We start from the raw sequence: 10,761 nt of genomic DNA on the forward strand, positions 1-10,761 counted from the left end.
GACACATCCGCGGGCACCCTAACCGATCCCCCGTCCTCGCACAATGTTACTTTCCGATCTCCGGCCGCGGAGCGGCATACGACCGCTATTCACGAACGCGTGTTCCGCGTCCTATGCGCCCCCTCACCCTGTCCCTCTCCCCCTCCGGGGGCGAGGGGATCGAAACGGCTCCCTCTCCCTCGGAGAGGGAGAGGGTCGGGGTGAGGGTGGCGCATGTGTTCACGCATAGTCCGGGCTAGAGGATCCGGCAGGCCTCCTCGAAAGATGGGCGCGGGTTGCGCCTGCGTATCGGTCATGTCTCCGCCACTCAGCAACCGGATTTTGGGTACAGCACGTAGCGGCGCTTGGTCGCGACATGGCGGAAGCCCATCGCCGCGTACATCGCCTGGGGCGTATCCCCGGCGTCGGCGACGATGACGACCGCGTTCGAGCCCCGTGCGCGGCAATCGGCCACGCAGCAGTGGATCAGGGCGGTGCCGAGCCCACGGTGGCGGTACTCCGGCTCGACGAAGACGTCCTCCACCTGCCCGGCACCGTCCACGCCGTCCCAGGCCGAGGCCATGCCGCGCGCTTCTCCGTCCACGTAGGCGAGCCACTTGCGGTCGGGCGGCGTCTTGAGCCGGGCAAGCCGGGCCAGGCGCTCTCCAACTTTGGGGAGCGGGTCGCGTCCGAGCTTGGCGCGCACCTCCGCCCAGTCGAGCTTCTTGAGACGGTCGGCCTCGGCCCAGCCCTTCAGGTCGGCGGCGAGGCGGAGATCCGCCGCTTTCGGCCGGCCCTCAAGCTCGCCCTCCAGCACCATCAACACGAAGTCGCGCGCCTCGTAGCCCTCGAACACCAGCCGCCCCTCGAACGTGGGAGGCGTGTCGAGGTCGACCTCGAAGCACCGGTGAGGACAGCCGGCGAACTCGCGCTCGGCGCGCGCGAGCACCCCTTCGATCTCGTCGGGAGAATCCGCTCTCACCGACCGCGCGAAGTTGGCGACGTGGATGTCGGGCAGCTCGGGGTTCCTGACGAACACGGCTCCGGCGGCCTTGAACGTCCGGTGGCCGAGCGCCTCGTGCTCCTGGTCGACGCGAATGGCGACGCGGCCCCAGTCCGTCACGTCAGCCGCGCTGCCCGTCAGCCACGCTTGAGGAGGCGCAGGACCTCGTCGTGGAGCAGGCCGTTGGTCGCCAGCACCGAGCCCGTGTAGATGTCGGGCTTGCCGGCGAAGTCTGTGAGCCTGCCTCCCGCCTCCTCGATGAGGATCTTCATCGGCGCCACGTCCCAGGGTTTGAGGTCGGCCTCGGCGTAGATCTCCGCCTTGCCCGCCGCCACCACGCAGTAGCCGTAGTAGTCGCCGAAGCCGCGCTGGCGAGCCGTCGCGTCCACGAGCCGCTCGAATCCCTGCCAGTAGCCCGCCGCGCGCAGGATGTTCAGGGCCGAGTGGATGAGGAAGGCGTCGCCCATCTTTGAGCACCGCGACACGTGGATCCGCTCTCCATTGGCCCAGGCGCCGTCGCCCTTGCGCGCCCAGAAGAGCTCACCTGTCGCCGGATTGTGGACCACCCCCGTCGTCACCTGCCCGTCTTCCTCGAGGGCGATCAGCACGGCCCAGATGGGGATGTGCCGGATGAAGTTCTTGGTCCCGTCGATGGGGTCGATGATCCACCGCCTCCTAGTCGAGCCCTCCTGGCCGAACTCCTCGCCGAGGAAGCCGCAGCCGGGTGTGGCGCGCGCGAGGATGGCGCGGATCGCCTTCTCGGCCTCCTGGTCTGCCTGGGTCACCGGCGTCTTGTCGGCCTTGATGGTGACCTCGAAGCCGCCCCGGTAGTACTTCATGGCTATCTCGCCGGCGGCCCGCGCGGCCTCGAGGGCCGCCGCGACTGTAGGGTGCTGCGCGGTCACTCCCACTCCCCTCGCTCCTCAAGCACCTCCTTGAAGACGCGGAGCGCCTCCACCACCACCGGCATGCCGCCGTACGTCACCTGCTGGAAGATGACCTCGGCCACCTCCTGCCTCGTGGCGCCCACGTTCAGCGCCGCGTGAATGTGGGCGCGGACCTCGCGCTCGCGGTTCAGCACGGTCAGCGAGGCGACGGCGCAGAGCTCGCGCTGCTTCTGCGAGATGACTTCGCGGCTGTAGAGCTTGCCGACGAAAAAGAGCGAGAGCTCGCGCGCAAGGTCCTTGTCGAGCTTCTTCCAGTCCTCGAAGCCCACGCCGTCCTTGAGCGTGTGGAAGAGCATCTTCGCCGTCTTCTTGGTCTTCTCCCTGAGCGCCTCGTCCATGGAGATCTCCTAGATCTTCTCGAGGATCCGCACCAGCTCGTCGGGCTGCGAGAGCATCGCGTTGTGGGCGCAGTCCATGTCCACCGGCTTCACGCCGAGCCGGGCCGCGCAGTCGGCGGCCCTCGCCGGCACGACGGCCTTATCTTGAAGACAGCGAATGTAGGTGCGGGGCACGCGCATCCCGTAGAAGACGCGGAGGTCCACGGACTCGACGAACGGCCGGAGGGCCTGCGGCGTGAGGAGCGAGATCGCGCTCGATACGCGCGGGTCGCTCCTTGGCATGTCGCCCATCCAGCGCGCCCAGGCGACTTCGGCCGGGTAGAGGAAGGTTCCGTCGCCGCGCGCGGCGGCGTTGCCGGTCATCATCGCGCGGCCGGCGGACGTCATCAGCGTCCCCGCCAGGCTTCCCCGGTCGGGCACGACCACGGCGGCCAGGAAGACCAGGTGGGCGACGCGCGCGGGGGCCAGCTCCGCCGCCTTCGGTATCACGAGTCCGCCCATGGAGTGGCCGACCAGCACTGCGCGGCTGATGCCCTCGAGCGCCATGGCGTCCGCCACCGCGCGCCCATAGGCTTCGACGCCCGCGCGGCGCACCTCGGCCGCGCGCCTCCCGTGGCCCGGGAGGTCGAGGGTGACGACACGGTGCCCCTTGGCGCGAAGCCGCGCCGCCACCTCATCCCAGCACCACGCGCCGTGGCAGGCGCCGTGGACGAGCACGTACTCGTTCGCCATGTCCAATCCTCTTATCCCGTATCCACGAGGATCGGCTGCGGGCCGCCCAGGATCAGCCAGACGTAGTAGTCGAGCGTGAGCGTCTCGTGCGACGACTCGCGGTAGAAGAACCGGCAGGCCGTCGTGTCGCGTTCCGAGTACTTGAGCACGTAAACCTCGTACATGGGAGTTCCTCCAGACTCGGGAGTCTACTCCATCCGGACGCCGTCAGGGAGGGGCGCGCTCAGATCTGTCCGAAGAAGGTCAGGTATTCCGCGCGCAGCACACGCTCGAGGAGCAGCAGCAGGACCGCGCCAGGCACCATCAACACGAGGGCCGTCACCGAGGCGATCTGAAGCTCATAGCCCTGGCTTGCCGTGTACATGTAGACAGGCAGTGTCGTCACGAAGGGCGCCCCAACGAGCAGCGTCCCCGTGAACTCGTCGAGAGAGTAGAGGAAGACGAGGAGCGCGCTCGCCACGATGCCGGGCACCGCCAGCGGGAGCGACACCGTCAGGAAGGCCCGCGTCGCGGAGGCGCCGAGGTTGTGCGCCGCCTCCTCGAGAACCGGGTCGATAGACCGGAACACCGCGGCCATGGTCCATACGGCGAAGACGAGACCGCCCACCAGGTGCACCAGCACGACGCCCGTCACCGTGCCCGCCAGACCCCACCGGTAGAACTCGCGCGTCGCCGCCGCGAAGACCGGCAGCTGCGGGAAGGCCTGAGGCAGGAGGAAGGCGAGCAGCACCAGCGTCCGGCCGGGGAATGCGAGCCGCGCCAGGGCATAGCCCAGCGGCACGGCGCAGAGGAGCGCCGCCGCGGTGACGATCACGGCGATGCCGAGGCCGGTCTTGAGCGGATCGAGGAAGTCGCCGGTGAGCATCCGTGACCAGTAGCGGAGACCCAGGCGCTGGGGCCACGCCGCGGGATAGGTCCAGCGCTCGGCCAGCGACCACAATCCCAAGCTCAGAAGGGGCCCGACGATGACGAAGGCCGCGAGCCCGAGCGCCACGAGCCGCGCCGTGAGCCCGCCCAGCGTGCGGCTAGTGCGTGAGGCGCCGGACATAGACGAGCGCCGCGCCTATCGCCAAAAGGTAGGACACCACTCCAAGCGCCGAGGCCGTCTCGAAGTCGCCGTGTTGGCCGAAGCGGTAGTAGACGTCGATCATCAGCATCTGCGCCCCGCTCCCTCGCCCGAGCATGAGCGGGATGGAGAATGACGCGAGCATGGAGGAGAAGATCAGCACCGCGCTCACCGCAAGGGCCGGCGCCGCCATGGGCACGAGGATGTCGCGGGTGACGCGCGTGGTGCCGCTGCCGAGCTGCCGCGCGGCCTCGAGGAAGCTCTCGTCAACGCCTCGGAAGGCCCCGAGCAGCAGGAGCACCGCCAGCCCGAGGTGCTTCCAGGCGAGCGCCGCGGCGATCCCCAGCCATGAGGTCGCGAACCCGGGGAGATACGGGCTCCAGAACACGCGGAGCGCATGGCCCACCACCACGAACGGCACGAAGAGGGGCACCTTCAGCAAGAACTCGACGGGACCGAACGCCCGCGCGCGCAGCCACCCGCAGAGCGGGATGGCCGCGGCGAAGGTCAGGATCGACCCCGCCGCGGCTACTCCGACCGTGTAGAGCACGTCCCGCGCGTAGAGCCGCCAGACGGTCTCGTAGTTCGCGAGCGTCCACTGTCCCTCCCGCGAGAAGCTCGCGACGAGCGAAACGCCCACGGGCCACACGAAGACGGCCCCGAGGATGGCCAGGGGCGGGCTGCACGCGAGGGTCCAGACGATGCGCTCGCGCGTCGTTATCGGACGAGCTCCTCGTAGGCCAGCGTGATCATGTCGTGGTATTCCTTGAGCGGCATCTGGCGCGAGTAGCGCGCGAGATCCTGGGCCGACACGCCCTTGAACAGCAGCTCGCGGCTCTTGGCGCTGATCAGCGGCAGCACCTTGTCGGCATCGACACCGGGGTACCAGCCGAAGCGCTCCACGATCGCCCGCGCCTGGACCTCGGGCGTGGCGATGTAGTCGATGTAGCGCGCCGCCAGATCACGGCTGGCGGCCTCGCGCGGCACGACCAGATAGAGCGGGTAGATCGGCAGGCCGGGCGCCGGCAGCGTCGGCGTCACGGCCTGATCCATGCGCCCCTCGTTCTTCCAGGCGACCAGCTGGTCTATCCAGACCACGCCCATCCAGATCTCGCCCCGGTTGAGAGCGTCCAGCGTCCCCGCATTGCCGTTGGTGATCACGGCGTTCTTGTTGAAGTCGCGAAGTGACGTGATGGCCTCGCGGATGGCGCCGTCCTTGCCCTTGTCCACCGGGCCCTGCGTCAGCTGCTGATAGAGGCCCGTCTTCCAGTACACCCAGCCAATGGTGAAGCCGACGCCCGAGACACCGCCCTTGATGCCGTTGTAGCCGAAGCGGTTCGGATTCGCCTTCACCCACGCGGCCAGCTCGTCGAAGGTCTTGGGCGGGTTGGCGACTTTCGACGGGTGATAGGCGATGGCGATCTGGTTGTGGAACATCGGCACGACATAGCCATCCACGTTGACGCCGAAGGCCTCCTTGACCTCGGCGCCCTTGACCAGCGCGGCATTCCTCATCTGCGGCACGAAGCGGAAGAGCAGCCCTTCCTTGACCATCTGGGAGGCCACGGCCATGCTCACGAGCGCCACGTCGAGGTCCCAGGGCTTCCGGCCGGTATCGGCCTGGGCCTTGATCTTGGTGTAGATGGCGCGACTGGCGGGCTCGCCGGTGCCCGTGCCGACGACATTGAGCTCGACCCCGGGCGCCGTCGCCTTGAAGCCGGGACCGAGCAGGCTCTTGTGGACCTCGACCACGTTGACATCGGCGCCGATGGCGACATTGAGCCGCGTTTGCGCCGCGGCGGGCGCCGTCAGCGCGAGCGCGGCGGCGAGAACGGCCACGAATCGAAACAGCATGGTGATGTCTCCTTTCATGGATGGCCGGCTCCCGGGTAGACCCGCAGCCGGCTGACGGGAATTCGAATCTCCACGGCGCCGGGCTTCGCGGGGGCAGGCCCGTCCACCAGCAGCACCGCGTCACCCACCCGCACGTAGTGGCGATAGTGCGCGCCCAGGAACAGGCTTTCCTCGAGGACGCCCTTGAGCGTTGTCACCGCGCCCTGCTCGAGCGATGCATCGAGCGACAGGTCGGACGAGCGTACGATCGCCTGCACTGGCCCGCGGAGCGGCCCCGCGTACGCCAGCGCCTGTTCGCCCATCCGCAGCAACCCGGCCTCGGCCGTGGCGTCGAGCCGGTTCGACACGCCGAGGAAATCCGCGGCGAAGGCGCTCGTCGGTTCCAGATAGATCTGTTCGGGCGAGCCCTCCTGCACCACATCGCCCGCGTGCATCAGCACCACACGGTCGGCGATGGCAAGCGCCTCCTCCTGATCGTGCGTCACGTAGATCATGGTCGTCCCGATGCGGCGCTGGAGCCGGCGGACCTCGATGCGCAGCCGCTGGCGCACCTTGGCGTCGAGGTTGGAGAGTGGCTCGTCCAGCAGCAGCACGCGTGGCTCCACGACAAGGGCGCGCGCCAGCGCCACGCGCTGCTGCTGACCACCCGAGAGCGCCCCCGGCTTGCGCTGCGCGATGCCGGCGGCATCGCCGATCTCGACGAGGTCGAGGGCCGCCAGTACTCGCCGCCGGATGTCCCCGGATGGCAGCCGCTTGCGACGCAAACCGTAGGCGACATTGTCGAAGACACTCATGTGGGGCCAGAGCGCGTAGTTCTGGAAGACCATGGCCGTCCCACGCACCTGCGGCGGCAGCGCCGTGACGTCGTCCCGGTCGAAGAAGATACGGCCCGCGTCGACAGGCGCAAAGCCCGCGATGGCCCGGAGCAGCGTGGTCTTCCCGCAGCCCGACGGACCGAGGATGGCGGTCAGCTTGCCCGCGCCGAACTCGATCGTCACGCCCCGAAGCGCCTCGACCAAGCCAAAGCGCTTCGCGACCGCTTCGATGCGGACGGGGATCACGAGAGCCAGCCGGCGGCCCGGCGGGCGGGCCCGGCGGCGCGGATCGCGCGCCTCACGGCGGCTTCTGGCGTCGCGGCTCGAACGATGGGCACGCGCCGGCCCTGCGGCTGGCGCAGCCGCCACGTGCCCAAGCCGACAACGGGAATACCCAGCTTGAGCGCAAGCGCGATCTCGGAGAGCGTGCCGTACATCCCACCCACGGCGATCAGCGCGTCGCACGAACGGACCAGGATCACATTGCGCGCCTGGTCCATCCCGGTCACGATAGGCACGGTGACCCACCGGTTGGCGTCCTGCCGTCTGAAGCCCGGCAGAATGCCCACCACCACACCGCCGGCTTCCGCCGCGCCCCGCGAGGCGGCCTCCATGACGCCCCCGCGCCCACCCGAAATGAGCACGGCGCCGGCTCGCGCGACGGCATCGCCCACGCGTCGCGCGAGGGCCGCCGTGCGCTTGGAGCACGACCCCTCCCCGACCACGCCGATATGCTGGACGACCGGCATCAGCGGGAGCCGCTGCTACGACGGCGGCGAATGCGCCGCGTCGCGAGCCGACGGAAGCGGACCGAATGCGTCCCGCACCACTTCGCGAGCGCGCGCGGCGTCCACATTGTTCGCGCGCCGGCAGGGCGTGGTCTCTGCGAGGACGCGCTCCGGATCCTGCCAGAGGCGGTACTTCTTGAACTTGTCCTCGAACTCGATGCCGAGCCCGCGGGCAAAAACCGAGAGGTAGTGCTCGATCGCGATCGGGCGCTCGGGCTCGAAGACGCAGATATAGCGCTGGCAGCCGTGGTAGATCGTGGCGAGGGTGTCGGCGCCCGCCGCGCAGGCGCGGTCGATCTCTTCGCGCGCCACCCCGTTCCAGACGTCGAGCCCGACCTGCTGCTGGACGGACGGCGTGCAGCTCCGGCCGAAGCGCGGGTCGGGCTCGATCTCCACGTAGCGAAGCCCCGGCACCGCCTCGAGCAGCCGCTGCCCCGCAAGTCCCTCGCGCCGCCCGGGTTCCGTCGAATTGTGGCAGTGGAGGGCGACCGAGGCATTCACGCGCCGGGTGAACCGGAGCTCCGACAGCCGCGAGACGAGAAACTCCGCGGCATGACTGACCTTGAAGGGAAGCCGGGCCCGGCGGACCTCATCGTAGAAGTAGATGCAGGACGGGCACCACATCACGACCTCTTCGGGCTGGTAGCGCTCAACCGGGATTTCCGATATGGTCCGATTTTCGCCTCCGTGACGACGTCCACTGAGCCGCCCGTCCCGTCGGTCAGCTCGCCCACGCTTCCTAACATCTTAACGGCAGTCATTCTGGTGAACCCTGGGGTCTGTGCGACCCGTTGCTTCCGAATTTGGTCGCTCCGACCATGTCTTCCAAAGACACCACCGCCACGCCGTTTGCTGCTGCTCATCCCCGTCCTTCCGGGTGCGGCGGCCCAGCTCAGGTCGGACGCCACGCGAGTCGCTCGATGCGCCCGAGGATCTGCCCAAACAGGCGCTGCGTCAAGTGGCGTTCGGCCCTTATTGGGGTTGACTGTCACGCCCGGGGCCACTAGCGTATGGAGCAACGGACCCGCGCGGCGTCGTCATATTCGCCCAAGACCCGGCGTCCCTCAAGGAGATTCGCATGGCCAAGATCGAGCGGTACTGCGCTCCCGGCGTCTTCGACCCTCCCACCTACTCTCAGGGCGTCAAGGTCACGGGCGCCCAGACCATCCTCTTCCTCGCGGGACAGGTCGCTTACGACGACAAGGGCCAGCCGGCCCACCGCGGCGACCTCGCGGCTCAGGCGCGGGAAGCGTTCCGGGCCATCAAGGCCCAGGTCGAGGCTGGAGGCGGCACCATGGCCTCCATCGTCAAGATCAACACCTATCTGACCGACATCCGCCATCGTCAGGACCTGATCCCGGTGCGGGAGGAGTTCTTCGGCAAGAAGGGCCCCGCCTCCACGCTCGTCGCCGTCGCGGCACTCGCCCATCCCGACTGGCTCATCGAAGTCGAAGCCATCGCGTGCATTTGATGTTCGAGCCGAAACGCTGCCGAGGAGCCACAGGGGTGGCAGTTCGAGCTGAGCGGCGAAGGCGTGAGGCGAGGCCCGAGTGGATAAGCGGTGAGGCGAGGGCTGAATAGATCGTGACCGACATCAACCCGTTCATCTTCCGCGCGTACGACGTCCGAGGCAAGGTCGGCATCGACATCACGCCGGAGGTCTTCGCCGAGGTCGGCCGCGCCTACGGCACGCTCGTCCGCCGGCGGGGCGGTCGCGCCGTCGCGCTCGGCATGGACAACCGCACGACGTCGCCGCCTCTCAAGGAGGCTTTTGCCGCCGGCATGCTGTCGACGGGGCTCGACGTCGTGGACATCGGAGTCAACCACACCCCGCTCCTCTACTTCGCGGTCGCGCACTGGAAGCTCGACGGCGGCGCCACCGTCACCGGCAGCCACAACCCCGTCTCCGACAACGGCGTCAAGATGGTCCTCGCGGGCGCCGCGCCGCTGACCGAGGAGGAGATCCAGGGTCTCCTGGCGACGATCACGAGCGGAGGCTTCGAGCGCGGCGGCGGCGCGCGGACCATGCGGAACCCCCGCACGGAGTACTTCGACGCCATCACCTCGAGCGTGACGCTCTCGCGCCGGCTGAAGGTCGTGGTCGATGCCGGCAACGGCATCGCGGGCAGCTTCGCCCCCGAGCTGCTGCGCCGGCTGGGCTCTGAGGTGATCGAGCTCTACTGCGAGTCCGACGGCACCTTCCCCAACCACCTGCCCGATCCCGAGATGGAGGAGAACACGCGCGACCTCGTCGCCAAGGTGCTCGAGACGCGCGCGGACATCGGGCTCGCCTACGACGGCGACGCCGACCGCGTGGGCGTCGTGGACGAGCGCGGCCGCCGCCATGAGGCCGACCTCATCCTGGCGCTCCTGGCCCGAGACCTCCTGACCCGCCATCCCGGCGCGCAGGTGGTCTTCGACGTCAAGTCCTCCCAGGCGCTCGTGGACGACGTGCGGGCCCACGGCGGCAAGCCCGTCATGTGGAAGACGGGCCACTCCCACCTCAAGCGCAAGATGCGCGAGGACGGGATCCTGCTGGGCGGCGAGGTCTCGGGGCACATGTTCTTCGGCGAGAACTGGTACGGCGTGGACGACGGCATCCTGGCGTCGTGCAAGATCCTCGAGCTGATGGCGCGCGACCCGCGGCCGGTCTCCGCCCACTTCGACACCCTGCCGCATTTCCACTCGACGCCGGAGCTGAAGGCCTCCTGCCCGGACGACAGGAAGTTCGCCGTGATCGCCGAGCTTACCGCCGAGTTCAAGCGGCGCTACGAGATCATCGAGATCGACGGCGCGCGCATCCTCTTCCCCGACGGGTGGGGGCTCGTGCGCGCGTCCAACACCAACCCATACCTGACCCTGCGCTTCGAGGGCCGGAGCGCCGAGGCCGTGGAGCGAATGAAGGCCGAGGTCTTCGACGCCCTCCGCCGCTACCCCTTTGTGACCCTCCCCACCTAGGAGCGTGTCGGAGAAACGCTCCGACGTCGATTTTGGGGGGTACGAAACGTATTGGTCGGATCGAGATCGTTGATCCTGAGCCAAATGCGCGATTGCATTCTTCGTCGCAGTGTCGTCAAACCCATTACTCCGACACGCTCCTAGTACTACTGTGTTAGAAACCATCAGCCGGTCTCTGGCGACCGCCCACACGAGCGGCACGGGAGGCGTTGCAACAGCGCGCGAGCCAGGAGCTCGTACGCCGTGGCAATCGACGTGGGGACATGGCGTTCAGGCCGCAC

Annotated in this window: 13 protein-coding genes; 2 read left to right on the forward strand and 11 right to left on the reverse strand. The window is 68.5% G+C overall.

The annotated features are described in order from the left end of the window. Nucleotides 1-307 precede the first annotated feature (307 nt). The 11 genes from Q7W02_12365 to Q7W02_12415 form a co-directional block, all read right to left on the reverse strand. Nucleotides 308-1,102: a GNAT family N-acetyltransferase gene (locus Q7W02_12365; protein ID MDO8476961.1), complete on the reverse strand. Its 795-nt coding sequence runs from the start codon at nucleotides 1,100-1,102 to the stop codon at nucleotides 308-310. Between the two features lie 17 nt (nucleotides 1,103-1,119). Further along, nucleotides 1,120-1,893, reverse strand: a complete 774-nt coding sequence (locus tag Q7W02_12370) for an inositol monophosphatase family protein (GenBank protein MDO8476962.1) — start codon at nucleotides 1,891-1,893, stop codon at nucleotides 1,120-1,122. After that, on the reverse strand, nucleotides 1,884-2,267 hold the full coding sequence (locus Q7W02_12375) for a carboxymuconolactone decarboxylase family protein (protein MDO8476963.1): 384 nt from the start codon (nucleotides 2,265-2,267) through the stop codon (nucleotides 1,884-1,886). The genes Q7W02_12370 and Q7W02_12375 overlap by 10 nt, the downstream gene beginning before the upstream one ends. A 9-nt stretch (nucleotides 2,268-2,276) precedes the next feature. Continuing rightward, entirely contained in the window at nucleotides 2,277-2,999 is a 723-nt protein-coding gene (locus Q7W02_12380) for an alpha/beta fold hydrolase (GenBank protein MDO8476964.1), read from the reverse strand. 11 nt (nucleotides 3,000-3,010) lie between these two features. Next, nucleotides 3,011-3,163 carry a hypothetical protein gene (locus tag Q7W02_12385; protein ID MDO8476965.1) on the reverse strand — a complete coding sequence of 51 codons (153 nt, stop codon included), beginning with the start codon at nucleotides 3,161-3,163 and terminating at the stop codon, nucleotides 3,011-3,013. Between the two features lie 59 nt (nucleotides 3,164-3,222). Further along, nucleotides 3,223-4,047, reverse strand: coding sequence for an ABC transporter permease subunit (locus Q7W02_12390; protein MDO8476966.1), 825 nt, complete (start codon nucleotides 4,045-4,047; stop codon nucleotides 3,223-3,225). Continuing rightward, nucleotides 4,025-4,705, reverse strand: a complete 681-nt coding sequence (locus tag Q7W02_12395) for an ABC transporter permease subunit (protein MDO8476967.1) — start codon at nucleotides 4,703-4,705, stop codon at nucleotides 4,025-4,027. The genes Q7W02_12390 and Q7W02_12395 overlap by 23 nt, the downstream gene beginning before the upstream one ends. 77 nt (nucleotides 4,706-4,782) lie before the next feature. Next, a complete protein-coding gene (locus Q7W02_12400; protein ID MDO8476968.1) occupies nucleotides 4,783-5,919 on the reverse strand; it encodes an extracellular solute-binding protein in 1,137 nt (378 codons plus the stop codon). A 14-nt stretch (nucleotides 5,920-5,933) separates the two neighbouring features. Continuing rightward, on the reverse strand, nucleotides 5,934-6,980 hold the full coding sequence (locus Q7W02_12405; GenBank protein ID MDO8476969.1) for an ABC transporter ATP-binding protein: 1,047 nt from the start codon (nucleotides 6,978-6,980) through the stop codon (nucleotides 5,934-5,936). After that, nucleotides 6,977-7,483, reverse strand: a complete 507-nt coding sequence (locus Q7W02_12410; protein ID MDO8476970.1) for a TIGR00725 family protein — start codon at nucleotides 7,481-7,483, stop codon at nucleotides 6,977-6,979. Before Q7W02_12410 ends, Q7W02_12405 begins: the two co-directional genes overlap by 4 nt. A 15-nt stretch (nucleotides 7,484-7,498) precedes the next feature. Beyond that, the gene (locus Q7W02_12415) at nucleotides 7,499-8,146 is read right to left on the reverse strand and encodes a hypothetical protein (protein ID MDO8476971.1); all 648 of its coding nucleotides are present in this window, start codon (nucleotides 8,144-8,146) and stop codon (nucleotides 7,499-7,501) included. A 454-nt stretch (nucleotides 8,147-8,600) separates the two neighbouring features. Here Q7W02_12415 and Q7W02_12420 point away from each other — a divergent pair, with 454 nt between their 5' ends. After that, nucleotides 8,601-8,993: a RidA family protein gene (locus Q7W02_12420; GenBank protein ID MDO8476972.1), complete on the forward strand. Its 393-nt coding sequence runs from the start codon at nucleotides 8,601-8,603 to the stop codon at nucleotides 8,991-8,993. A gap of 113 nt (nucleotides 8,994-9,106) precedes the next feature. After that, on the forward strand, nucleotides 9,107-10,480 hold the full coding sequence (locus Q7W02_12425) for a phosphomannomutase/phosphoglucomutase (protein MDO8476973.1): 1,374 nt from the start codon (nucleotides 9,107-9,109) through the stop codon (nucleotides 10,478-10,480). Nucleotides 10,481-10,761 lie beyond the last annotated feature (281 nt).

The sequence above is a fragment of the Candidatus Rokuibacteriota bacterium genome, from assembly GCA_030647435.1.
Classification (GTDB): domain Bacteria; phylum Methylomirabilota; class Methylomirabilia; order Rokubacteriales; family CSP1-6; genus AR37.